General features: G+C 71.9%; 25 protein-coding genes. 5 read left to right on the top strand and 20 right to left on the bottom strand.

Features of this window, described 5'->3' with window-relative positions:
* Window positions 1-104 precede the first annotated feature (104 nt).
* Together HD601_RS34895 and HD601_RS18045 are read left to right on the top strand one after the other, a co-directional pair.
* Window positions 105-905 carry a peptidylprolyl isomerase gene (locus HD601_RS34895; protein WP_184824139.1) on the top strand — a complete coding sequence of 267 codons (801 nt, stop codon included), beginning with the start codon at window positions 105-107 and terminating at the stop codon, window positions 903-905.
* A 16-nt stretch (window positions 906-921) separates the two neighbouring features.
* Window positions 922-2,640: a DUF349 domain-containing protein gene (locus tag HD601_RS18045; protein ID WP_221441084.1), complete on the top strand. Its 1,719-nt coding sequence runs from the start codon at window positions 922-924 to the stop codon at window positions 2,638-2,640.
* Window positions 2,641-2,713: 73 nt separating this feature from the next.
* Here HD601_RS18045 and HD601_RS18040 read toward each other — a convergent pair whose 3' ends face one another.
* The 17 genes from HD601_RS18040 to pgsA all read right to left on the bottom strand — a co-directional run bounded on the left by HD601_RS18040 (window position 2,714) and on the right by pgsA (window position 16,331).
* Window positions 2,714-5,017: a RelA/SpoT family protein gene (locus HD601_RS18040; protein ID WP_343076423.1), complete on the bottom strand. Its 2,304-nt coding sequence runs from the start codon at window positions 5,015-5,017 to the stop codon at window positions 2,714-2,716.
* 162 nt (window positions 5,018-5,179) lie between these two features.
* Window positions 5,180-5,653, bottom strand: coding sequence for a MarR family transcriptional regulator (locus tag HD601_RS18035; protein ID WP_221441083.1), 474 nt, complete (start codon window positions 5,651-5,653; stop codon window positions 5,180-5,182).
* On the bottom strand, window positions 5,650-6,066 hold the full coding sequence (locus HD601_RS18030; RefSeq protein WP_184824135.1) for an SRPBCC family protein: 417 nt from the start codon (window positions 6,064-6,066) through the stop codon (window positions 5,650-5,652). Before HD601_RS18030 ends, HD601_RS18035 begins: the two co-directional genes overlap by 4 nt.
* A 20-nt stretch (window positions 6,067-6,086) precedes the next feature.
* Complete coding sequence (locus HD601_RS18025) at window positions 6,087-6,353, bottom strand: hypothetical protein (RefSeq protein WP_184824133.1); 267 nt, start codon at window positions 6,351-6,353, stop codon at window positions 6,087-6,089.
* Window positions 6,354-6,355: 2 nt separating this feature from the next.
* On the bottom strand, window positions 6,356-6,892 hold the full coding sequence (locus HD601_RS18020; protein WP_184830021.1) for an adenine phosphoribosyltransferase: 537 nt from the start codon (window positions 6,890-6,892) through the stop codon (window positions 6,356-6,358).
* Between the two features lie 45 nt (window positions 6,893-6,937).
* Window positions 6,938-7,297: a preprotein translocase subunit YajC gene (gene yajC / locus HD601_RS18015; protein ID WP_184824131.1), complete on the bottom strand. Its 360-nt coding sequence runs from the start codon at window positions 7,295-7,297 to the stop codon at window positions 6,938-6,940.
* Between the two features lie 113 nt (window positions 7,298-7,410).
* Entirely contained in the window at window positions 7,411-8,487 is a 1,077-nt protein-coding gene (ruvB, locus tag HD601_RS18010; protein WP_184824129.1) for a Holliday junction branch migration DNA helicase RuvB, read from the bottom strand.
* Window positions 8,484-9,104 (bottom strand): Holliday junction branch migration protein RuvA, encoded by a 621-nt coding sequence (ruvA, locus tag HD601_RS18005; RefSeq protein WP_184824127.1) that lies wholly within the window; start codon window positions 9,102-9,104, stop codon window positions 8,484-8,486. The genes ruvB and ruvA overlap by 4 nt, the downstream gene beginning before the upstream one ends.
* Complete coding sequence (gene ruvC / locus HD601_RS18000) at window positions 9,101-9,625, bottom strand: crossover junction endodeoxyribonuclease RuvC (protein WP_184824125.1); 525 nt, start codon at window positions 9,623-9,625, stop codon at window positions 9,101-9,103. Before ruvC ends, ruvA begins: the two co-directional genes overlap by 4 nt.
* Window positions 9,626-9,707: 82 nt before the next feature.
* Window positions 9,708-10,472: a YebC/PmpR family DNA-binding transcriptional regulator gene (locus tag HD601_RS17995; protein ID WP_184824123.1), complete on the bottom strand. Its 765-nt coding sequence runs from the start codon at window positions 10,470-10,472 to the stop codon at window positions 9,708-9,710.
* A 5-nt stretch (window positions 10,473-10,477) separates the two neighbouring features.
* Window positions 10,478-11,071 carry a pyridoxal 5'-phosphate synthase glutaminase subunit PdxT gene (gene pdxT, locus HD601_RS17990; protein ID WP_184824121.1) on the bottom strand — a complete coding sequence of 198 codons (594 nt, stop codon included), beginning with the start codon at window positions 11,069-11,071 and terminating at the stop codon, window positions 10,478-10,480.
* A 51-nt stretch (window positions 11,072-11,122) separates the two neighbouring features.
* On the bottom strand, window positions 11,123-11,659 hold the full coding sequence (locus tag HD601_RS17985) for an NUDIX domain-containing protein (protein ID WP_184824119.1): 537 nt from the start codon (window positions 11,657-11,659) through the stop codon (window positions 11,123-11,125).
* A gap of 10 nt (window positions 11,660-11,669) precedes the next feature.
* Window positions 11,670-12,569 (bottom strand): pyridoxal 5'-phosphate synthase lyase subunit PdxS, encoded by a 900-nt coding sequence (pdxS, locus tag HD601_RS17980; RefSeq protein WP_184824117.1) that lies wholly within the window; start codon window positions 12,567-12,569, stop codon window positions 11,670-11,672.
* A gap of 549 nt (window positions 12,570-13,118) precedes the next feature.
* Window positions 13,119-13,661, bottom strand: a complete 543-nt coding sequence (locus tag HD601_RS17975; protein WP_221441081.1) for a hypothetical protein — start codon at window positions 13,659-13,661, stop codon at window positions 13,119-13,121.
* Window positions 13,658-14,797 (bottom strand): glycosyltransferase, encoded by a 1,140-nt coding sequence (locus HD601_RS17970; RefSeq protein WP_184824114.1) that lies wholly within the window; start codon window positions 14,795-14,797, stop codon window positions 13,658-13,660. Before HD601_RS17970 ends, HD601_RS17975 begins: the two co-directional genes overlap by 4 nt.
* On the bottom strand, window positions 14,794-15,723 hold the full coding sequence (locus HD601_RS17965; RefSeq protein ID WP_184824113.1) for a phosphatidylinositol mannoside acyltransferase: 930 nt from the start codon (window positions 15,721-15,723) through the stop codon (window positions 14,794-14,796). Before HD601_RS17965 ends, HD601_RS17970 begins: the two co-directional genes overlap by 4 nt.
* Window positions 15,720-16,331 (bottom strand): phosphatidylinositol phosphate synthase, encoded by a 612-nt coding sequence (gene pgsA / locus HD601_RS17960; protein ID WP_184824111.1) that lies wholly within the window; start codon window positions 16,329-16,331, stop codon window positions 15,720-15,722. The genes HD601_RS17965 and pgsA overlap by 4 nt, the downstream gene beginning before the upstream one ends.
* Before the next feature lie 210 nt (window positions 16,332-16,541).
* Here pgsA and HD601_RS17955 point away from each other — a divergent pair, with 210 nt between their 5' ends.
* Genes HD601_RS17955 through HD601_RS17945 form a run of 3 tightly spaced genes read left to right on the top strand, consistent with a single transcriptional unit; the run spans window position 16,542 to window position 19,375 of the window.
* Window positions 16,542-18,680: an elongation factor G-like protein EF-G2 gene (locus tag HD601_RS17955; protein WP_184824109.1), complete on the top strand. Its 2,139-nt coding sequence runs from the start codon at window positions 16,542-16,544 to the stop codon at window positions 18,678-18,680.
* A gap of 36 nt (window positions 18,681-18,716) precedes the next feature.
* Window positions 18,717-18,989 carry a type II toxin-antitoxin system VapB family antitoxin gene (locus tag HD601_RS17950; protein WP_184824107.1) on the top strand — a complete coding sequence of 91 codons (273 nt, stop codon included), beginning with the start codon at window positions 18,717-18,719 and terminating at the stop codon, window positions 18,987-18,989.
* The gene (locus tag HD601_RS17945) at window positions 18,986-19,375 is read left to right on the top strand and encodes a PIN domain-containing protein (protein ID WP_184824105.1); all 390 of its coding nucleotides are present in this window, start codon (window positions 18,986-18,988) and stop codon (window positions 19,373-19,375) included. The genes HD601_RS17950 and HD601_RS17945 overlap by 4 nt, the downstream gene beginning before the upstream one ends.
* Before the next feature lie 32 nt (window positions 19,376-19,407).
* On the opposite strand, the gene HD601_RS17940 is transcribed toward HD601_RS17945, so the two are convergent.
* The 3 genes from HD601_RS17940 to thrS are packed head-to-tail and all read right to left on the bottom strand — an operon-like array spanning window position 19,408 to window position 23,382.
* Window positions 19,408-20,877, bottom strand: coding sequence for a S10 family peptidase (locus HD601_RS17940; RefSeq protein ID WP_184824103.1), 1,470 nt, complete (start codon window positions 20,875-20,877; stop codon window positions 19,408-19,410).
* Window positions 20,878-20,896: 19 nt separating this feature from the next.
* Window positions 20,897-21,406 carry an HIT family protein gene (locus HD601_RS17935; protein WP_425503415.1) on the bottom strand — a complete coding sequence of 170 codons (510 nt, stop codon included), beginning with the start codon at window positions 21,404-21,406 and terminating at the stop codon, window positions 20,897-20,899.
* Window positions 21,407-21,408: 2 nt separating this feature from the next.
* Window positions 21,409-23,382: a threonine--tRNA ligase gene (thrS, locus tag HD601_RS17930; RefSeq protein ID WP_184824101.1), complete on the bottom strand. Its 1,974-nt coding sequence runs from the start codon at window positions 23,380-23,382 to the stop codon at window positions 21,409-21,411.
* Window position 23,383: the final 1 nt, after the last annotated feature.

Genomic DNA, 23,383 nt, shown 5'->3' with positions numbered 1-23,383 from the left:
TGATTCCCGCCGTGTACTGCCTAGACTGTCCCCGCGTACCACACGTGGAAGGGGGGTCCCGGAGGCCTCCCCAGCGTTTCTCGAACGATCGGGAGGATCGGCCGGTGGCCCAGAGCGCCAAGCAGCGACGGCGTGAGCTCGCGCGCCAGCACATCGAGCGCCAGCAGGCCCGCCGGGCCGAGGAGGCCCAGAAGCGGCGGAAGATCGGCCTCGTCGTGGGCGGCGCCATCGTCGTGGTCGCCCTCGTCATCGGCACGCTGCTGGTCTCCGGCGCGCTCGGCGGCGACGACGAGAGCCCGGTCGCGTCCGGCACGGATCCCTCGGCGCCCGCCGACGCCGCCGCGGCCACCTGCGACTACCGCACCTCCGGCGAGTCCGCCGTCCCGAACCTCGGCACGCCGCCGGCCATCGACCCGGCCGCACTCACCACGCCGCTGCCCACCACGGCCACGCTGACCCTCAACGGGGCCCCGGTCACGGTCACCCTCGACACCGGCGCGCCGTGCACCGTCAACTCGCTGGCCTTCCTCGCCGCCGCCGGGTACTACGACGGCACCACCTGCCACCGCCTCACCACGTCGGACAGCCTGAAGGTGCTGCAGTGCGGCGACCCGACCGGCGGCGGCTCCGGCGGCCCCGGCTACGAGTACGACAACGAGAACACCGACGGCGCCACCTACCCGGCCGGGACGGTCGCCATGGCCAACGCCGGCGCCAACACCAACGGCAGCCAGTTCTTCCTGGTGTACGGCGACTCCCAGCTACCACCCGACTACACCGTCTTCGGACAGATCACCACTGGTCTGGACGTGATCACTGGTATCGCGGACGGCGGCACCGACAATGGATCGACGGATGGCGCACCCATCCAGCCGGTCACCCTCGACTCCGTCACCACCGCCTGACCCGGATGAGGACACCGTGACGAACACGACTGGTAGCCCCGAGCCCACCGAAGCGGCGCCCGCTGCCGCCGAGGTCGAGCCCACCGAGGCCCCCGAGTCCCCCGACGCCGCCGCCGAGGCGGCGCCGACGCCCGAAGCCGAGGCGCCCCGGGCCGACGTGCCCGAGGCCGACGTGCCCGAGCCCGCGGCCGCCACCCCGGATCCCGATCCGGCCGCGGTCGAGCCGGAGCCCCCGGCCGCCGCGGAGCCCGAAGCGGCCGCACCCGAGGCCGAGCCGGTCGCGTCGGAGGAGCCCGTCGCCTCGGAGGAGCCGGCGCAGCCGGAGCCCGCGCCCGAACCGGCAGCTGACGCCGTCACGCCGGAGCCCGAGCCGGAGCCCGAGGCCGTCACGCCCGCGCCGGTGGCCGTGCCGACGCCCGCCGACATCCTCCCCGCGCCCGCCACACCCGCTCCGGCGACGCCGGCGGCACCCGCTGCTGCCGCCGCCGACGCCGACACGCCCACCGTCGCCGCCAACGAGTGGGGCCGGGTCGACGAGCACGGCGAGGTGTTCGTCCGCACCCCGGAGGGCGAGCGGAACATCGGCTCCTGGCAGGTCGGCAAGCCCGAGGAGGCGCTGGCCTTCTTCGTCCGCAAGTACGACGACCTCGCCGTCCAGGTCGACCTGCTCGAGACGCGGCTCGAGTCCGGCGCCGCCGCGCCCGACGACACCGCCCAGGGTGTGGCCAAGGTGCGCACGCAGCTGAACGAGGCGCACGCCATCGGCGATCTCGCCTCGCTGGGCGGCCGGCTCGACGCGCTCGACGCCCGCATCGCCGAGCGGCGGGCCGAGCGCCGCGCCGCCCGGGCCAAGGCGCAGGAGGAGGCCCGCGGGCGCAAGGAGCAGATCGCGCAGCAGGCCGAGAGCATCGCCGAGGGCAACGACTGGCGCAACGGCGCCGACACGCTGCGGGCGCTGCTCGAGGAGTGGAAGTCGCTGCCCCGGCTCGACCGCGCCACCGACGACGAGCTGTGGCGCCGGTTCTCCTCCGCCCGCACCCACTACACCCGCCGGCGCAAGGCACACTTCTCCGAGCTGGCCGAGCGCCGCGACGAGGCCCGCGTCATCAAGGAGCGCATCCTCACCGAGGCCGAGGAGATCAGCGGGTCGACCGACTGGGGCCCGACGTCGCGGCGCTACCGCGAGCTGATGGCGCAGTGGAAGGCCGCCGGCCCCGCGCCGCGAGGGGTCGAGGACAGCCTGTGGAAGCGGTTCAGAGCCGCCCAGGACACCTTCTTCGGCGCCCGCACCGCCCACCAGTCCCAGCGCGACGACGAGCAGCAGGCCAACCTGACGGTCAAGGAGGGCATCCTCGCCGACGCCGAGGCGCTGCTGCCGGTCACCGACTGGAAGACCGCCCGCCAGCAGTTGCGGGTGCTCCAGGAGCGCTGGGAGGACGCCGGCCACGTGCCGCGCGACGTCATGCGGTCGGTCGAGGGCCGCATGCGCCGCGTCGAGGACGCCATCCGCGAGGCCGAGCAGAACGAGTGGCAGCGGTCCAACCCCGAGGCCCGGGCCCGCGCCCAGGCCACGGTGACGCAGCTCGAGGCGTCGATCGCCGACCTCGAGTCGAAGGCGGCCAAGGCCCGCGACGCCGGCAACGACCGCAAGCTGCGCGAGGCCGAGGAGGCCATCGCGGCCCGGCGGTCCTGGCTCGAGCAGGCGCAGCAGGCGCTCGACGAGTTCACCAGCTGACCCACCATCGGCGACGGCGTCAGCCTGCGGCACCCGTACGGGACCGCACGGCTGACGCCGTCGTCGATGTGGCTCAGTGCAGGGTCGGCGCCGGGATGCCGCTGGTGAGCCGGTAGGCGTCGAAGACGCCCTCGACGCCGCGGACCGCCTTGAGGACGTGGCCGAGGTGCTTGGGGTCGGCCATCTCGAAGGTGAACCGGCTGGTGGCGATGCGGTCGGTGTTGGTCGACACCGTCGCCGACAGGATGTTCACGTGCTGGTCCGACAGCACCCGGGTGACGTCGGAGAGCAGCCGCGCGCGGTCGAGCGCCTCGACCTGGATGGCCACGAGGAACATGCTGTTGGCCGTGGGTGCCCACTCGACCTCGACCATGCGCCCGTGCTGGCGGCGCAGGGAGTCGACGTTGACGCAGTCCTCGCGGTGCACCGACACGCCGGAGCCGCGGGTGACGAAGCCGACGATGGTGTCGCCCGGCACCGGGGTGCAGCAGCGGGCCAGCTTGACCCACACGTCGGAGACGCCCTTGACGACGACGCCGGGATCGCCGCCGGTGCGCCGGCGCGGGCGGTCCGGGGTGGCCGCCTCGGCGACGTCCTCGGTGGTGCCCTCTTCGCCGCCGAGGATCTGCACCAGCTTCTGCACGATGCTCTGTGCCGAGACGTTGCCCTCGCCGACGGCCGCGTACAGCGCGGAGATGTCGGGGTAGCGCAGGTCGTCGGCGACGGCCTTGAGCGACTCCTGGCTCATCATGCGCTGCAGCGGGAGGTCCTGCTTGCGCATGGCCCGGGCGATGGCGTCCTTGCCGTGCTCGATGGCCTCTTCGCGGCGCTCCTTCGAGAACCACTGCTTGATCTTGTTGCGGGCCCGGGCGCTGGTGACGAACGTCAGCCAGTCGCGGCTCGGCCCGGCGCCGGCGGCCTTCGAGGTGAACACCTCGACGACGTCGCCGTTGTCGAGGTTGGACTCGAGTGGCACCAGCCGGCCGTTGACCCGGGCGCCGATGGTGCGGTGGCCGATGTCGGTGTGGACGGCGTAGGCGAAGTCGACCGGGGTGGCCGCGGCCGGCAGCGCGACGACGTCGCCCTTGGGGGTGAAGACGAAGACCTCGTTGGACTCCATCTCGAAGCGCAGCGACTCGAGGAACTCGCCGGGGTCCTCGGTCTCCTTCTGCCAGTCCAGCAGCTGGCGCAGCCAGGCCATGTCGTTGCCGGCGCTGTCGCCGTTGCCGATGTGCTTGTCGGTCTCGCGGCCGGCGTTGGAGTCTTCCTTGTACTTCCAGTGCGCGGCGATGCCGTACTCGGCGCGGCGGTGCATGGCGTGGGTGCGGATCTGCAGCTCGACCGGCTTGCCGCCCGGGCCGATGACCGTGGTGTGCAGCGACTGGTACATGTTGAACTTCGGCATCGCGATGAAGTCCTTGAACCGGCCGGGGACCGGGTTCCAGCGCGCGTGCACGATGCCCAGGACGGCGTAACAGTCGCGGACCGACTCGACCAGCACGCGGATGCCGACGAGGTCGTAGATGTCGGCGAAGTCGCGGCCGCGGACGATCATCTTCTGGTAGATCGAGTAGTAGTGCTTGGGCCGGCCGTAGACGTTCGCCTTGATCTTCGAGACCCGCAGGTCGCCCTGCACCTGGTCGATGACCGAGGCGAGGTAGTCGTCGCGCGACGGGGCCCGCTCGGCCACCAGGCGCACGATCTCGTCGTAGACCTTGGGGTGCAGGGTGGCGAACGAGAGGTCCTCGAGCTCCCACTTGATGGTGTTCATGCCCAGCCTGTGCGCCAGCGGGGCGTAGATCTCGAGCGTCTCGTGGGCCTTGCGACGCGCGGACTCCTTGGGCACGTAGCGCCAGGTGCGGGCGTTGTGCAGCCGGTCGGCGAGCTTGATGACCAGGACGCGGATGTCCTTGGCCATGGCGATGACCATCTTGCGGACGGTCTCGGCCTGTGCTGCCTGCCCGTACTTGACCTTGTCGAGCTTGGTGACGCCGTCGACCAGCATGGTGATCTCTTCACCGAAGTCGGCGCGCAGCTGCTCGAGGGAGTAGTCGGTGTCCTCGACGGTGTCGTGCAGCAGGGCCGCCGCCAGCGTGGGCGGCGTCATGCCGAGCTCGGCCAGGATGGTGGTGACGGCGAGCGGATGCGTGATGTACGGGTCGCCGCTCTTGCGCTTCTGCCCGCTGTGGGCGCGCGCGGCGCTGCGATAGGCGCGCTCGATGAGCTCGAGGTCGGCCTTCGGGTGGTTGGCCCGGATGATCCGGAACAGCGGTTCCAGCGCGGGGTCGGACTGCTGGCGTTGGGCGGTCAGGCGGGCAAGCCTCGCCCGCACCCTGACCGGGGTCAGCGCGCCGCTGGGAACGGTCTGCTCGGCCACAGGCCCCCTTTCGTCCCGTGTGAAGGACACAACACAGCTTAGAGGGTCGCTGTTCCCGAGGGGTAACGCACCGCCTTGCCGCAGGCTCGTTCCCTGCTGGAACGCCCATGTCGAGTATGGGCTCTCGCGCCGCGTCAGGGAGGCATCACCGCCGAACTGGCGTCAGCGGCCGCCGCGGTTGCGCTCGTCCAGATCGGCGAGGTGAGCGAGGAAGCTCCGGTCGCGGGACGTGCCCGGGCCGAAGAACGCCTCGTCGGCCGATTCGACCGCGGCGTTGGCCCGGCGGGCGAGGCCGGCCCCGCCCGCGGTGACCCGCACCAGGACGGCCCGGCGGTCGTCCGGGTGCGGCAGGCGTTCGACGTGTCCCTTCGCCTGGAGTGCGCGAAGCACCTGCGACACCATCATCGGGTCGGCCCGGACCTGCTGGGCGAGCTCGGCCTGGGTCATGCCGCTGGTGTCGCCCGCCGGGTCGTCGGCCCAGGTCAGAGCAGCGAGGAGCACGAACTGCACGTGGGTGAGCTCGAACGGCACCAGAGCCGCGCGGATGGCGGCCTGCCAGCGGTTCGTGACCCGCCAGAGCATGAATCCGGGGCTGGCCCCCTCGGACTCGTACCTGCTCGAGAGCGAGCCGGTCACGATTCCACGAGGGCGACGAGGCGGTCGAGGTCGGCCGGGACGGACTGCCGGAACCCGCGGAAGGCCGTGCGTGCCCACAACCACGACATCGGCCCCTCGAGCCACACGGTCACCGTCAGCTCCGACCCCGTGGGCGAGGGAGCGGCGGTGTGCCGGAAGGTCAGCGTGGCTCCCGGGACCCGGCTCACATCGGTGTAGACGCGGTCCCGTTCGCACTCGGCCACCAGGAACTTCGTCCTCGGGCCGCCCTTCGGCTTGAGCACGCCGTGTGCGCCGGCCTTCACGGGACCGTCGACCCGGACCCATTCCGTGTCGGGCGACCACGCGGACCAGCTGGAGTGGTCGACCCACCGGTCGAAGAAGAGCGAGGGCGCGGCCGTGGACGCGCGGGATGCGGTGGCGAGCTCGATCATGCACTTAGTATGCGCGCATATTATTTCCCGCGCAAACCACCGGGCGGGCGCAGCAGGGCGATGACGGCGGCGCAGCCGGCGACGGCGGCCAGCGTGAGCAGCAGGGCGAGCTGGACCCACCCGCCGTCGCCGACACCGCCGCCCCACCAGCCGTAGCGCAGGCCGGCGTAGTAGAGCGGCACCGCCACCAGCGGCACGATCAGGGCCCACCATCGCCGCGCCACCAGGGCGGCGGCCAGGGACAGGGCGAACGGCGCCAGGAACAGCGCCATCGCCCCGTCGTCCATGGCTAGATGACCAGCAACGACCGGAGGTTGACGTCGTCGAGCTTGGCCCGGCCGCTCAGGAAGCCGAGCTCCATGAGGATGCCCACGCCCACCACGTCGGCACCGGCACCGCGCACGAGGTCGACCGTCGCGCGCACCGTCCCGCCGGTGGCGAGCACGTCGTCGACGATGAGGACCCGCTCCCCCGGCCGGAAGGCGTCGGTGTGGACCTCGATGGTCGCCTCGCCGTACTCGAGGGCGTAGCTGGCGGCCGTGGTGGTCCAGGGCAGCTTGCCCGCCTTGCGGATCGGGACGAAGCCGGCGCCGAGGCGGTGCGCGACCGGCGCGCCCAGGATGAACCCGCGCGCCTCGATGCCCACGACGACGTCGACATCCTGGCCGCCGACCCCGCTCAGCAGCTCGATCATGGTGTCGAACGCGGCAGGGTCGCGCAGCAGCGGGGTGATGTCCTTGAAGACCACGCCCGGCTCCGGCCAGTCCGGCACGTCGCGGATGCGGGACAGCAGCAGATCGCGGTCGGAGTCGGCGATGGCCGGCATGTTCGTCACGGGGTCAGAGGCTATCGCGGGCGCGCGGCGACGGCGTCAGCGGATGTCGTCGCCGTTGGTGCGGTCCTCGCCCTTGGCCTGCACCGGCTCGTGCGTGGGCGCGTCGTCGGCGATGTCGGCGACCGAGGGCTCCTCGGACGGGAGCACGTTGACGATGGCGCGGCGGACGTAGCGGTTGTGGACGCCCGGCGCCACCTCGAGCACGATCTCGTCCTTCTCGGTGTCGACCTCGACGACGGTGGCGAGCAGTCCGGCGCTCGTCATGACCTTCGACCCGGGCTGGACCGACTGCTGGAGCTCCGCCATCTGCCTGCGCTGCTTCTGCTGCGGGCGGATGAGCAGGAAATAGAAGACAGCGATCAGCAGGATCGGGAGCAGCAACGACGCAGCATCCATGGTGATCTACGAGATCCTTCCCAGTGCTCCCGCGCGACGGCGGGGCCGTATGTACCGGACGGTGACCCTGGCGGCCACCGAAAGGTCGAGTCTACCCACACCCGGCGGGTCTACTACGCCCCGTCGGCGGCCGAGAACAGATCGGGCTCGTCGAACCCGCGTCCGAACGCCGTCTGCGCCGGGACGGCCAGCCCGAGGTGCGTCCACGCCGCCGGGGTCGCGACCCGCCCGCGCGGCGTGCGCATCAGCAGCCCGGCGCGGACGAGGAACGGCTCGGCGACCTCCTCGACGGTCTCGCGCTCCTCGCCGACGGCGACCGCGAGCGTGCCAAGGCCCACCGGTCCCCCACCGAAGCTCTTGCACAGCGCCGTCAGCACCGCGCGGTCGAGGCGGTCGAGGCCCAGCTCGTCGACGGCGAACACCTTCAGCGCCGCGCGGGCGACGTCGCCGGTGATGACGCCGTTGCCGCGGACCTCGGCGAAGTCGCGGACCCGGCGCAGCAGCCGGTTGGCGATGCGCGGCGTGCCGCGGGACCGGCCGGCGATCTCGCCCGTGCCGTCGCCCTTCAGCTCGACGTCGAGCAGCCCGGCGGAGCGGCGCAGCACCAGCTCCAGCTCGGCCGGCTCGTACAGCTCGAGGTGCCCGGTGAACCCGAACCGGTCGCGCAGCGGCCCCGGCAGCAGGCCGGTCCGGGTCGTGGCGCCGACCATGGTGAAGTGCGGGAGGTCCAGCGGGATCGCCGTCGCGCCCGGGCCCTTGCCGACCACGACGTCGACCCGGAAGTCCTCCATGGCGGTGTAGAGCATCTCCTCGGCCGGCCGGGCCATGCGGTGGATCTCGTCGAAGAACAGCACGTCGCCCTCGTTGACCGAGGACAGGATGGCCGCGAGGTCGCCGGCGTGCTGGATGGCCGGGCCGCTGGTGATGCGCAGCGGGACGCCCATCTCCGCGGCGACGATCATGGCCAGCGTCGTCTTGCCGAGGCCGGGCGGGCCGGACAGCAGGATGTGGTCGGCACTCCGGCCCCGGGCGCGGGCGGCGTCGAGGACGAGCGAGAGCTGCTCGCGCAGGCGCTCCTGCCCGACGAACTCCGCCAGCGTGCGCGGGCGCAGCGCCGCCTCGACGGTCCGCTCCTCCTGGTCGGCGTCGCCGCCCACCAGCCGGTGTACGTGGTCGTCGGGGAAGCTCATGTCCTGGCCAGCGTACGCAACGCCTTGCGCAGCAGCGTCGAGACGTCCATGCCGGCGGCCTCACCGTTCAGCTCCGCTGCCACGGACTCGACGGCGCGGTCGGCCTCGCGGGTGGACCAGCCCAGCCCGAGCAGCGCCTCGTGCACCTGCACCTGCCAGCCGTCGGCGCCCGGAGCCGGAGCGGACGGCACCGCGGCCAGCGAGGGACCGCCGCCGGGCAGGCCGAGCTTGTCCTTGAGCTCGATGACGATGCGCTGAGCGCCCTTCTTGCCGATGCCCGGCACCTTCGTCAGCGCGACGAGGTCCTCGGTGGCCACCGCACGGCGCAGGTCGTCGGGCGAGTGCACCGACAGCATGGCCTGCGCCAGCCGCGGTCCGACGCCGCTGGCGGTCTGCAGCAGCTCGAAGACCGTCTTCTCGTCCTCGTCGGCGAAGCCGTACAGCGTCAGCGAGTCCTCGCGCACGACGAGGCTGGCGGCCAGCTGGGCCACCTCGCCCAGCCGCAGCGCCGACGTCGTCGCCGGCGTGCAGTGCAGCGCCAGCCCGACGCCGCCGACGTCGACGACTGCCTCCGTAGGGCGCACCACCGTGACCTGGCCACGGACGTAAGCGATCACCGTCGACCCCTCCCCGCCGCGGCGACCGCGGCCTGCAGCCGGTTCTGTGCCGCCCCCCGCCACACCTGGCAGATCGCGAGGGCGAGCGCGTCGCTGGCGTCCGCCGGCTTGGGCGCGGCGTCGAGCCGCAGCAGCCGGGTCACCATGAAAGCGACCTGTGCCTTATCGGCCTGGCCGCTGCCACTGACGGCGGCCTTGACCTCGCTGGGCGTGTGGGTGACGACGGGGATGCCGCGGCGGGCGGCCGCGAGGGTCGCCACGCCGCTGGCCTGCGCCGTCCCCATGACGGTGCGGACGTTGTGCTGGCTGAACACCCGCTCGACGGCGACGGTGTCGGGCCGGTACGTGGCCAGCCACTCGTCGATGGCGGTCTCGATGGCCAGGAGCCGGTGCCCCAGCTCGGCGTCGGCGGGCGTGCGGACGACGTCGACGGCGACGAGGTTCAGCGCCCGCCCGGGCGACCCCTCGACGATGCCGAGCCCGCAGCGCGTCAGCCCCGGATCGACCCCCAACACCCGCATGTAGCACCCTTCACCGAACACCAGTTCGGTGGCGACACTACCGGCGGGCGTGGTGCGGGCGTCGCAGACGCGCCGCACCCGATCAGTCGACCGCCGCCATGACCTCGTCGGAGACGTCGAAGTTGGCCCAGACGTTCTGGACGTCGTCGCTGTCCTCGAGGGCGTCGATGAGCCGGAAGATCTTTCGGGCGCCGTCCTCGTCGAGCGGGACGCTGACCGACGGGATGAACGACGACTCCGCGGAGTCGTAGTCGAGGCCGGCCTGCTGGACGGCGGTGCGGACGGCGACGAGGTCGGTGGCCTCGCTGCGGATCTCGAACGCCTCGCCGAGGTCCTCGACGTCCTCGGCGCCGGCGTCGAGCACGACCTCGAGGAGGTCGTCCTCGGTGACCTTGCGCCCGCCGTCCTGCACCGTCGGCACGACGACGACGCCCTTGCGGTCGAACATGTAGGACACCGAGCCGGGGTCGGCCATGGAGCCGCCGTTGCGGGTCATGGCGACGCGGACCTCGGACGCCGCGCGGTTGCGGTTGTCGGTGAGGCACTCGATGAGCACCGCGACGCCGTTGGGGCCGTAGCCCTCGTACATGATGGTCTGGTACTCCGCGCCACCGCCCTCGGCGCCGGAGCCGCGCTTGACGGCGCGGTCGATGTTGTCGTTGGGGACCGACGACTTCTTCGCCTTCTGGATGGCGTCGTAGAGCGTCGGGTTGCCCGCGGGGTCGCCGCCGCCCGTGCGGGCCGCGACCTCGACGTTCTTGATCAGCTTGGCGAAGAGCTTGCCCCGCTTCGCGTCGACCAGGGCCTTCTTGTGCTTGGTGGTCGCCCACTTGGAGTGGCCGGACATAGGGGTCAAGCCTCCTTCACGATGTCGAGGAAGAGCGCGTGCACACGCGCGTCCGCTGTCAGTTCCGGGTGGAAGGACGTGGCCAGGAGCCGTCCCTGCCGGACCGCGACGATATTACCTGCGGTACGGGCCAGCACGTCGACGCCGTCGCCGACCTTCTCGACCCACGGCGCCCGAATGAAGACGGCATGAAGGGGTCGCTGCGGATCGGGCAGGGCCGGGAAGTCGATGTCGGCCTCGAAGGAGTCGACCTGGCGGCCGAAGGCGTTGCGGCGCACCGTGATGTCCATGCCGCCGACGGTCTCTTGACCCGCGACGCCGCCCTCGATGCGGTCGGCCAGCATGATCATGCCGGCGCACGACCCGTAGGCGGGCATGCCGCCGGCGACCCGCCGGCGCAGCGGCTCGAGCAGCCCGAACGTGCGCGCCAGCCGCCACATGGTGGTGGACTCGCCGCCGGGCAGCACGAGGGCGTCGACGGCGTCGAGCTCGGCCGGCGTGCGAACGGGCGTGCTCTGCGCGCCCGCGGCGGCCAGCATGCGCTGGTGCTCGCGGACGTCACCCTGCAGGGCCAGCACGCCCACGGTGGGCTGGGACACGGTGTGCCTTCCGTTCGGTTCTTCCGACCTTCGATTTTACCGTTTCCGCGGTCAGTCGACCGTATGGGCGACGCCGTCCCAGCCGCGGTCGAGGAGGCCGCGGACCATGGCCGGGAGCGCCGGCGGGTACACCGGCTCGGTGACGGCGTCGAGCTCGTCGGCGCTGACCCAGCGCAGTTCCGTCACCGATGCCCGCTCGACCGAGGTCCAGCCGGTGGTGTCGAGCTCGTCGTGCTCGTGCGCGCCGGCGACCCGGGCGAAGAACAGCACCTCGTCCTGCCGGTACGGGCGGCCGTCGAAGCTGAACAGCGCGCTGCGGCTGGCGACCGGGCCGGCGAGGTCGGCGGGGTCGAGGCGGATGCCGCTCTCCTCGAACAGCTCGCGGACCGCCCCGGCCCGCTCGTCCTCGCCGGGCTCGAGGCCGCCGCCGGGCGTGATCCACCAGACGTGCTGGTGGTCGGCGGGGTCGTACCCGCGCATCATCAGCACCCGGCCGGCGGCGTCGACCGCGATGACCCGGGCGGCGCGACGGAACCAGACACCGTCGTCGTCGCGCCACTCCCCCAGGTCGGAGGCGTCCGCCGTCACGGCCGCGGGGTCACCAGCCGCGCTCGGCCAGCCGGTGCGGCTCAGGCACGTCGGCGACGTTGATGCCCACCATGGCCTCGCCGAGGCCGCGGGATACCTTCGCCAGCGTGTCGGGGTCGTTGTAGAACGTGGTGGCCTTGACGATGGCCTCGGCGCGGCGGGCGGGGTCGCCGGACTTGAAGATGCCCGAGCCGACGAAGACGCCCTCGGCGCCCAGCTGCATCATCATGGCGGCATCGGCCGGGGTGGCGATGCCGCCGGCGGTGAAGAGCACCACCGGGAGCTTGCCGGCCTTGGCGACCTCCTTGACGAGGTCGTACGGCGCCTGCAGGTCCTTGGCCGCCACGTACAACTCGTCCTCGGGCAGCGACGCCAGCCGGGTGATCTGGTCGCGCAGCTGGCGCATGTGGGTGGTCGCGTTGGAGACGTCGCCGGTGCCGGCCTCGCCCTTGGAGCGGATCATGGCCGCGCCCTCGTTGATGCGGCGCAGCGCCTCGCCCAGGTTGGTCGCCCCGCACACGAACGGCACCGTGAACCGCCACTTGTCGATGTGGTGCTCGTAGTCGGCCGGGGTGAGCACCTCGGACTCGTCGATGTAGTCGACGCCGAGGCTCTGCAGCACCTGCGCCTCGACGAAGTGGCCGATGCGCGCCTTGGCCATGACCGGGATCGACACGGCGTCGATGATGCCGTCGATGAGGTCGGGGTCGCTCATGCGCGCCACGCCGCCCTGGGCGCGGATGTCGGCCGGCACCCGCTCGAGCGCCATGACGGCGACGGCGCCGGCGTCCTCGGCGATGCGGGCCTGGTCGGGCGTGACCACGTCCATGATCACGCCACCCTTGAGCATCTCGGCCATGCCACGCTTGACCCGGGCGGTACCGACGGTGGACTGCGTCTCTTCGGACACTGCTGCTCGAACCTCATGAGTCGATGGACGGATGGTCAGGTCCATGGTACGTCCTCGCGCGTGACACCTTCGCGCCAGTTTCCGGTGCGCCGGAGTTTGCCTGGGCGGGCCGGGGTGATGAGGTTCTGCGGGGGTGGTGGGCTGGGCACGCCTCGCCCTTGGCATGCCCGTTTCGTGCCGTTTGCCGGGCTGTGGACAGCGATGATCATCAAGGATCGCCTACATCACGAGGCTTACCCGAGCCTCAACACGGCTGCAGGCGTGTTGAGGCTCGGGTAAGCCTGGTGGGCGGCCCAGAAAACGCCGGCAAATCCCACATCGCGGACGCAACCAGGCCCGCCGAGCCCCGCACCCGTCGCCAGACTCCCCCCGTCCCCCTGATAGCTGCCAGAGTTCTTGGCCGCGGGGACCCGGGTCAAGTCGAAGCCCCCCAACCACAGCAGCGACCCCACCACAGAGGGCGCCGACTTGAGGCGGGTCCCCGCGGCTAAGACACTGGGCAGCAGGGGGACGGGGGAACCCAGCGCAACCACGCGGACCCGCAGAACCTCACTCCGACGCCAACCCGTGCGGCACGGTGTCGTCCAGCTCCACGGTCTCGGGCATCGGTGCATAGCCGGCCAGCCGCAGCCACCGCACCAGGGCCTTCCGCCGCAGCCGGATCGCGCCCCGCACCAGCTCGTTGTGGAACCGCCGGGCGTGCGCGGCCCGGCGGCAGGCCATGGCCAGTTCCTCCAGCGCGGCCTCGGCGGCCGGATCCGACCGCAAACCCACCAGATCATCAGGATCGTCCAGCACCGCCGTCAGCACGGCCGTCAGGTCGCTCTCGGCCTGGTACCGCTCCGTCCCCTCCGCCGCCGTCCGGGCCCGCGACGCCGCGTCCGCCAACGCGACCGACGTCGCCGGGTCCAGCAACCCTGCCGTCGCCAGGTCCAGCACCGACCCGGACCGGCGCAGGAGCTCGGCGTCCAGAACGGCCCGCGACGCGTCCAGTCTGGCGTGGCGGCGGTCCAGGCGGCCGGCCGTCCACGACAGGTAGACGCCCAGTGCGGCGAGGACGGCGATCGTGACGAACAGCCACTCCCAGTTCACGGCAGCCCCGGCAGCTTGAAGGTGTGGCCGCCGGACCCGACCGCGATCGCGATCTCGTAGACGCCCAGGATCTCGTCGGTGACCCGCGCCCAGTCGTAGCGCCGCACCCCCAGCAGCGCGGCCTCTCGGTAGCGCGACCGCCGCGCCGGGTCGCCCAGCAGGGCGATCGCCGACTCGGCCAGGGCCTCGGCGTCGCCGACCGGAACCAGCGCGCCCAGCCGGCCGTCGTCCAACACCGCCCGGAACGCCTCGAGGTCGCTGGCCAGCACGGGTGCGCCGGCCGCCATGGCCTCGGCCAGGACGATGCCGAACGACTCGCCGCCGATGTGCGGGGCCACGTAGATGTCGCTGCTGGCCAGCATGGCCGCCTTGTCGTCGTCGCTGACGCCGCCCAGGAACTCGACGGCGTCGCGGTGACGGGGCTCGATGCCGCGGCGGATGTCGTCGATCTCGCCCCGTCCGGCCACCAGCAGCCGCGCCTTCGGGAAGGCGTCGTGGATGGCCGGCCACGCGCGCAGCAGCACCTGCAGGCCCTTGCGGGGCTCGTCCAGCCGGCCCAGGAACGACAGCGTCCCCTCGGGCGACCGCCACTCTTCGCGCGCGGAAACCGCGAACCGGTCCACGTACAGCCCGTTGGGGATCTGCACCGCATCGACGCCCAGGTGCTCGACGACGGTGCGCCGGGCCTCCTCGGACACGGCGATGTGGGCGGCGAACTTCTCGAACGCTGACTTGAGGATCCCCTGGGCGGCGCTCATGGCCCGCGACCGGCGCATGGCCGAGTGCGACGTCGCGACGATGGGGATCTCGGCCCACCACGTGGTGATCAGGCCCAGCGACAGCGACGCCGGCTCGTGCACGTGGACGACGTCGAACTGGCCGTCGACGAGCCAGCGGCGCACCCGGGCGGCGATGCGCGGGCCGAACGCGACCCGCGCCACCGACCCGTTGTACGGGATCGAGACGGGACGCCCGACGGTGGTGACGTACGGCGGCAGCGCGGGGTCGTCCTCGCCCGGCACCAGGACCGAGACGGTGTGCCCGCGCCGGGTCAGCTCCTCGGTGAAGTCGCGGATGTGCACCTGGACGCCGCCGGGGACGTCCCAGGCGTACGGGCAGGCGATGCCGACCTTCACGACGTCACCGGCTCCGCCCGCCGCCGCGGGTCGTTGGCGTCGAGGTCGGACAGGAACAGCCGCTGGGTCATGTGCCAGTCCTCGGGGTTGGCCCGGATGCCCACCTCGAACGCGTCGGCGATGCGCTGCGTCATGGTGGCCAGCCGCTCGCCGCGCTCCTCGGGCGGGTCGATGGGCTCGTGGAAGCGGATGACCAGCCGGTGGTCGGGCTCGCGGCCCTCGTAGGCGAGCGTGACGGGGATCAGCGCGGCCCCGGTGCGCAGCGCCAGCATGGCGCTGCCGGCCGGCATGCGGGTCGGCTCGCCGAACAGGGTGACGGGGACGCCGCGGCGGGACAGGTCGCGCTCCGCCGGCAGGCAGACCAGGCCGCCCTTGCCCAGGTGCGTCGCCAGCGCGCCCATGACACCGTCGCCGCCCAGCGGGTGCACCGTCATGCCGAGGGCCTCGCGGTAGGTGACGAACCGCTCGTAGAGCTTCTCCGGACGCAGCCGCTCGGCCACCGTCGCCAAGGGAGCGCCCGTCAGGCAGGCCCAGGCGCCGGCCCAGTCCCAGTTGCCCATGTGCGGCAGCGGAACGACGACGCCCCGGCCGGCGGCCAGGGCGTCGCGCAGGCGGTACTCGTCGACCACCCGGACGCGCTCGAGGATGCGCTCGTGGCTCCACTCCGACATCCGGAACGCGTCGCACCAGTACCGCATGTACGACCGCGCGCCCAGCCGGGTCAGCTCGCGCAGCTCCTCGGGCGTCCACTTCCCCACGCGCGCGTAGTTCAGCTCGAGCCGTCGTACCGACGGGCTGCGACGGCGCCAGAAGAAGTCGGCGATGGTCCGGAACGACCGATAGGCGGCCTTCTCCGGCATGTGCTGCACCGCCTTCCAGCCGGTGCTGTACAGCCACAGCTGCCGCTGGTCGCTGAAGGCACTCACTCCCGGGCCGCCTGCCGCCTGACCTCGCTCACGCGCTGCCACACGGTCCACGCGCTCGCCGCCGCCAACAGCCAGAGTAGGACCTCGAGCACCACCATGGGCAGGTCCAGCAGGCCCACCAGTCCGGTGACGACGAGGATCGCCACCAGCCGGTCGGCCCGTTCGGCGATGCCGCCGCCCGCGGTGAAGCCGAGACTCTCGGCCCGTGCCCTGGCATAGGAGACGACGGCGCCCAGCGTCAGGCAGGCGATCAGCAGCGCCACCATGCGCATGTCGTCGCCGTCGCCGGCGAACCAGAGCGCCAGCCCGCCGAAGATGGCCGCGTCGCCGAAGCGGTCCAGCGTGGAGTCGAGGAACGCCCCCCATTTGCTGGTCCGGCCCGAGAGCCGCGCCATGATGCCGTCGATGTTGTCGAAGAACACGAACGCCGTGATGAACAGCGTGCCCCAAAGGAACTCGCCCTGGGGGTAGAAGATCAGCGCGCCGGCGCACACGCCGAGCGTGCCGACGACCGTGACCGCATCCGGCCCCAGTCCCAGCCGCAGCAGGCCCCGTGCGGCCGGGGTCAGGATGCGGGTCGAATAGACCCGGGTGTACTTGTCGAGCATCGCCCGTCCGTTCGACTCCAGATGTCCCAAACCGGCCCGCCGTAGTGGCAGCACCCGGCGCCGCCATGCTACTGGCGATGTGCCCGTGGGCCTTGCGCATCCGCGCTTCGAGCACCAAAGTGGCCATCACCACATCTACGAACCGCGGCGGCGCAACGAGGCGCTGGATCCGCCGGGCCGCGCGTCGCCTGCGAGGCAGGAGGCTGGCGCATGGCGACTCGGCACCAGACAGGAGAGCAGGGCGACGCCGGAGGTGTACCTCCGGCCGACGGGGTCGACGTGCGCAACGTCGCTCTCGTCGGCCCGACCTCCGCCGGCAAGACCACGCTCGTCGAGGCCCTCCTCGTCGCGTCCGGCACGATCCACCGGGCCGGACGGGTCGAGGACGGCACCACGGTGTGCGACCACGACGAGAGCGAGGTCCGCCAGCAGCGGTCCGTCGGCCTCGCGCTCGCGCCGCTGCTCTACGACCAGACCAAGATCAACCTACTCGACACCCCCGGCTACGCGGACTTCGTCGGCGACCTGCGGGCGGGGCTGCGCGGCGCCGACTGCGCGCTGTTCGTGGTGTCCACGGCCGAGCCGATCGACGGCACGACGCGGCTGCTCTGGGCCGAGTGCGAGGCGGTCCGCATGCCGCGCGCCGTCGTCCTCACCAAGCTCGACCACCCGCGCTCGGACTACGCGGGCACCCTGGCTGCCATCCGCGACGGCTTCGGCGACAAGGTCCTCCCCCTCTACCTCCCCAGCGGCACCGACTCGCTGGTCGGCCTGCTCAGCGAGCGGGTCTTCACGTACGACGGCGCCGGCTCGCGCTCCGAGCGCGACCCCTCGGACGACGAGGCCGCCCTGCTCGAGGAGGCCCGAGGCGAGCTGATCGAGGGCATCATCGAGGAGTCCGAGGACGAGACGCTGATGGACCGCTACCTCGGCGGCGAGCACATCGAGCTGAAGGTGCTGGTCGACGACCTCGAGCGGGCGGTCGCGCGCGGCTCCTTCCACCCCGTCATCCCGGTCTGCGCCGCGTCCGGCCTGGGCACGCACGAGCTTCTCGAGGTCATGGCCGGCGGCTTCCCCTCTCCTGCTGAGCACCCGATGCCCGAGGTCACGACGCTGGACGGCACGCCCCGCGACGGCATCACGGCCGACCCCGCGGGCCCGTTGCTCGCCGAGGTCGTCAAGACCACCTCGGACCCCTATGTGGGGCGGGTCAGCCTGGTCCGGGTGTTCTCCGGGACGCTGCGCCCGGACGCGACGGTGCACGTCTCGGGCCACTTCCTGGCCGACCGCGGGCACGAGGAGCACGACGAGGACGAGCGCATCGGCACGCTGTCCTGCCCGCTGGGCAAGACGCAGCGCCCGGTCCCCGAGGCGCACGCCGGCGACATCGTCGCGATCGCCAAGCTGTCGCGCGCCGAGACCGGCGACACGCTGTCGGGCAAGGACGACCCGCTGCTCATGCGGCCGTGGTCGATGCCCGAGCCGCTGCTGCCGTTCGCGATCGTCTCCTCCGCCAAGGCCGACGAGGACAAGCTCGTCCAGGGCCTGTCCCGGGTGGTGGCCGAAGACCCGACGCTCCGGGTGGAGAACAACGCCGAGACCCACCAGCTGGTGCTCTGGACCATGGGCGAGGCGCACGCCGACCTCGTCCTCGATCGGCTGCGCACGCGCTACGGCGTCCACGTCGACACCGTCGCGCTGCGGGTGCCCCTGCGCGAGACGCTGGCCGGCAAGGCGAACGGCCGCGGCCGCCACGTCAAGCAGTCCGGCGGACACGGGCAGTACGCCATCTGCGAGATCGAGGTCGAGCCGCTCCCCGAGGGCGCCGGCTTCGAGTTCGTCGACAAGGTCGTCGGCGGCGCCGTCCCACGCCAGTTCATCCCGTCGGTCGAGAAGGGCGTGCGGGCCCAGATGGAGCGCGGCACCGTCGCCGGCTACCCGATGGTCGACATCAAGGTCACGCTGCACGACGGCAAGGCCCACAGCGTCGACTCGTCGGACATGGCGTTCCAGATGGCGGGCGGCCTGGCCCTGCGCGAGGCGGCGACGGCGGCGGGCGTCAGTCTGCTCGAGCCGGTCGACGAGATCTCCGTCATGGTCCCCGACGACTACGTGGGCTCCGTCATGGGCGACCTCGCCGGCCGCCGCGGCCGGGTGCTGGGCACCGAGGCGGTCGGCTCCGGCCGGACGGTGGTCCGCGCCGACGTGCCGCAGACCGAGATCGTGCGCTACGCGATCGACCTGCGCGCGATGAGCCACGGGACGGGGACCTTCACGCGGCGCTACGCCCGGTACGAGCCGATGCCGCACAACATCGCCGCCAAAGTGACGGCCGACTCCTCGGCGTAGCCGCCACCATTACACCAATTGCGCTACCATTACACCATGGCGCTGAACATCAAGGACCCCACCACGGAGCGGCTGGCTGCCGAACTGGCGGCGCTGACCAACGACACGAAGACCGGTGCGGTCCGCAGCGCCCTGGAGGAGCGGCTCGAGCGAGTGCTGGCATCCCGGGCCGCGGCGGGCCGACGCGAGCGGTTGCAGCGGTTCCTGGTCGACGAGGTGTGGCCGCAGGTCTCGGTGGAGGTCCGCGGCCACCCCCTCACCAAGGCCGAGCGCGAGGAGATCCTCGGCATCGGAGCGGAGGGCGTGTGATCATCGACAGCTCCGCCGTGGCGGCGACCCTGCTCGGCGAGCCGGGACACCAACGGCTCCTCGATCACATCGCCACCGCCCCGGAAGTACGCATCGGCACGCCGACCTTGGTGGAGACCGGCATCGTCCTGTCCGCCCGCATGGGCCCGGCCGGTTCCAGCCTGCTCGGCCGGTTCGTCACCGAGGCCGGACTTCGCCCCGTCGAGCTCACCGCGGTGCACTGGCCGGTCGCCGTCGGCGCCTATCTCCGGTACGGCAAGGGCCGTCACCCGGCCGCCCTGACCTTCGGCGACTGCCTCACCTACGCGGTCGCCGCCGTCAGCGGCGAGCCGCTGTTGTGCGTGGGCAACGACTTCCCGCAGACCGACCTGGTGCTGGTCGCCTGAGCTCGCGCGACGGCGGTCCGTGGCCCTAGCTCCTAGCTCGTCGTCGCGCGGCGGACGAAGTCGGCGAGGTCGGCGCTCTGGCGCAGCCGGCTGGGCTCGTGCACGTACATCATGTGGCCGGCCTCGTAGTACCGACGCTCGATGTTGCCCTGCAGCTCGGCCGGGATGTTCAGGTGGGCGAGGTCGTCCTCGGCGCAGGAGAACGGAGTGGCGCCGTCGTAGTAGCCGAACGCGACGTGGACGCGCAGGTGCGGGTTCTGCCGCATCGCGCGCGAGAGGCGGTCGAGGACGGACACCGACGCGTTCTCGAACTCCTTGTAGCTCCATTTGGCGATGACCTCCGGGCCGAACACGTGGAACGGCGTGGTGTCCTCGATGCCGAGCTCGGCGCGCGCGTAGTGCTGGTACGCCGTCGCGTACGGTCCGAGGATCGCGTCCATGGACGGGTCGGCGTCCATGCCCTCGGCGACGCCGTCGCCGGCCGGTCCGGTGAACCGCGAGTCCAGACGGCCGACGCTCAGGCCGTCGGCGCGGCGCAGCTCGGTGAAGTAGCGCCAGTGCTCCAGCCGCAGGTTCGCGCGGGACACGTAGTCCTCGCTCGCGCCGGTGAGGCGGGCCAGGGTGGCGACGGCGTCGGCCCGCTCCTGGGCGCTGAGCCGGGACCCGCGGGCCAGCACGTACAGGTAGTCGCGGGCGGCATACGCCTCGGCCTCCGCGACGACGTCGCCGAGCTCCCGGCCCGGGTGCCGGCCGTGGAAGTGGGCGGTCGCGGCGTAGAACGGCAGGAACCGCGCGTAGGCGGTGTCGTTGCCCTCCTTGAAGTCGTGCGCGCCGAAGTTGAGGACGCAGGAGATCAGCATGAGCCCGTTGAGGTACATGCCGGCGCTCTGCAGGTGCTGGGCGAGCGCCGCAGCGCGGGTGGTGCCGTACGACTCCCCCGCCAGCAGCTTCGGCGACAGCCAGCGGCCCTCGGCGGTGACCCGCTGGCGGATGATCTCGCCGACGGACTCGATGTCCGGGGTGAACCCGTGGAAGTCGACCGCCTTCACGCCGTCGACCACCCGGGAGCGCCCGGTGGAGACCGGGTCGATGAAGACGAGGTCGCTGACCGCCAGCAGCGACTCCGGGTTGTCGGTGAGCCCGTACGGCGGCGCCGCGAGGTCGCCGGCGTCGCCCATGACGACGCGACGCGGCCCCAGCACGCCCAGGTGCAGCCAGACGCTCGCCGAGCCCGGTCCACCGTTGAACGCGAACGTCACGGGCCGGGTGCCGGGGTCGGCGTCGTCCAGGGTGTACGCCGTCAGACCGACCTGGGCGCGCGGGCGCCGGCCCTTCCACACGTCGTCCTCGACCTTGTCCTCCCACAGCACGACCCGGCCGGCCTTGGCCGTGTAGGCCAGCGGGCCGCCCGGGGTGTCGAGGACGTGGTGGCTGGTGACGAGCTCGTCCTCGAGGTGCTTGACGGCGTCGTCCTTGGCGGGGGTGGAATCGGCGTCGCTCACAGCCGCCGACCCTATCGGCTCACTCCGGCCAGGCGGCCGCCAGCATCGCCCGGGTGTCGGCGAGCAGCTGCGGCATGATCTTGGTGTTGTCGAGGACGGTCATGAAGTTCGCGTCGCCGCTCCACCGCGGCACCACGTGCTGGTGCAGGTGCGCCGACAGCGAGCCGCCGGCCACGCCGCCGAGGTTCAGCCCGATGTTGAAGCCGTGCGGGCTGGACGCCGCCTGCACGGCCCGCAGCGCGTCCTGCGTCATGGTCGTCAGCTCGCGCGACTCTGCCTCGGTGAGCGTCTCGAACACGCCCGTGTGGCGGTACGGGACGACCATGAGGTGACCGGGGTTGTACGGGTGCAGGTTGAGCACCGCGAACGCCGTCCGGCCCCGCCGCAGGATCAACCCGTCCTCGTCGGACAGGGTCGGGATGCGGCAGAGCGGGCAGCCGTCGCCGTCGACCCCGTTGCTCGCCTCGCCGGTGATGTACGCCATGCGGTACGGCGTCCAGAGCCGCTCGAGGCGGTCGGCCTCCGGCACGGTCAGACCTGGATCCGGCGCGCGACGGCGTCGACGATCTCGGCGACCGCCTCGTCGACCGGGACGCCGTTCTTCTGGCTGCCGTCGCGGTAGCGGAAGGAGACCGCGTCCTTGGCGACGTCGTCGTCGCCCGCGATGAGCATGAAGGGGATCTTCTGCTTCTGCGCGTTGCGGATCTTCTTCTGCATGCGGTCGTCGGAGTCGTCGACCTCGACCCGGATGCCGGCGTCGGAGAGCTTCGCCGCGACGGTCCGCAGGTACGGCACGTGCTCGTCGGCGATCGGGATGCCGACGGCCTGCACCGGCGCCAGCCAGGGCGGGAACGCGCCGGCATAGTGCTCGACCAGCACGCCGATGAACCGCTCGATGGAGCCGAACTTCGCCGAGTGGATCATGACCGGCTGCTGCCGCGTGCCGTCGGCGGCCTGGTACTCGAGCTCGAACCGGGCCGGCTGGTTGAAGTCGAGCTGGATGGTCGACATCTGCCAGCTGCGGCCGATGGCGTCGCGGATCTGCACCGAGATCTTGGGGCCGTAGTAGGCGGCGCCGCCCGGGTCGGGGACCAGTTCGAGGCCGGAGGCCTTGCCGACCTCTTCGAGCGTGCGGGTCGCGACCTCCCACTGCTCGTCGGTGCCGATGAACTTGTCCGACTCGGGGTCGCGGGTGGACAGCTCGAGGTAATAGTCGTCGAGCCCGAAGTCCTTCAGCAGCCCCAGGACGAAGTCCAACAGGTGCCTGATCTCGTCGGCCGCCTGCTCCTGGGTGACGTAGGAGTGCGAGTCGTCCTGCGTCATGCCGCGCACGCGGGTGAGGCCGTGCACCACGCCGGACTTCTCGTAGCGGTACACCGAGCCGAACTCGAACAGCCGCAGCGGCAGCTCGCGGTAGGACCGGCCGCGCGAGCGGAAGATCAGGTTGTGCATGGGGCAGTTCATGGCCTTGAGGTAGTACGAGCTGCCCTCGAGCTCCATGGGCGGGAACATGCCCTCGGCGTAGTACGGCAGGTGCCCGGAGGTCTCGAACAGGCCCTGCTTGGTGATGTGCGGCGTGCCGACGTACTGGAATCCCTCTTCCAGGTGCCGGCGGCGGACGTAGTCCTCCATCTCGCGCTTGATGACGCCGCCCTTGGGGTGGAACACCGGCAGGCCGGAGCCCAGCTCGTCGGGGAAGCTGTAGAGGTCGAGCTCGCGGCCCAGCTTGCGGTGGTCGCGCCGCTCGGCCTCGGCGAGGCGGTCGAGGTAGGCCTTGAGCGCGTCGCGGCTCTCCCAGGCGGTGCCGTAGATGCGCTGCAGCTGCGGGTTCTTCTCGCTCCCCCGCCAGTACGCGGCGGCGACGCGCATGAGCTTGAACGCCGGGATGTTCCGCGTGGTGGGCAGGTGCGGGCCGCGGCAGAGGTCCTTCCAGGCCAGCTCGCCGTCGGGCTTGACGTTGTCGTAGATGGTCAGCTCGGCGCCGCCGACCTCGGCCGACGCGCCCTCGGCGGCCTGCTCGGCGCCGCCACCCTTGAGACCGATGAGCTCGAGCTTGTACGGCTCCTGTGCGAGCTCGACGCGGGCGTCGTCGTCGCTGACCGGGCGGCGGACGAAGGACTGCCGCTCCTTGACGATCTGCTGCATCTTCTTCTCGATGCTCTTGAGATCGTCCGGGGTGAACGGCTCGGCGACGTCGAAGTCGTAGTAGAAGCCGTTCTCGACCGGCGGGCCGATGCCCAGCTTGGCCTCGGGGTACAGCGCCTGCACCGCCTGGGCCATGACATGCGCCGTGGAGTGGCGCAGGATGTCGCGGCCGTCCTTGGAGTCGATGGCCACGGGCTCGACGTCGTCGCCGTCGGCCAGCACCCGGGCGAGGTCGACGAGCGTGCCGTCGACGCGCGCCGCGATGACCGCGGTGTCGTCGGCGAACAGCTCGGCCGCCGTCGTGCCCGCACCGACCTGTCGCTCGCTTCCGGCGACGGTGATGCGGATCTGTTCGGACACG

Source organism: Jiangella mangrovi, assembly GCF_014204975.1.
Lineage (GTDB): Bacteria > Actinomycetota > Actinomycetes > Jiangellales > Jiangellaceae > Jiangella > Jiangella mangrovi.
This window is presented reverse-complemented; position numbering and strand designations above follow the sequence as displayed.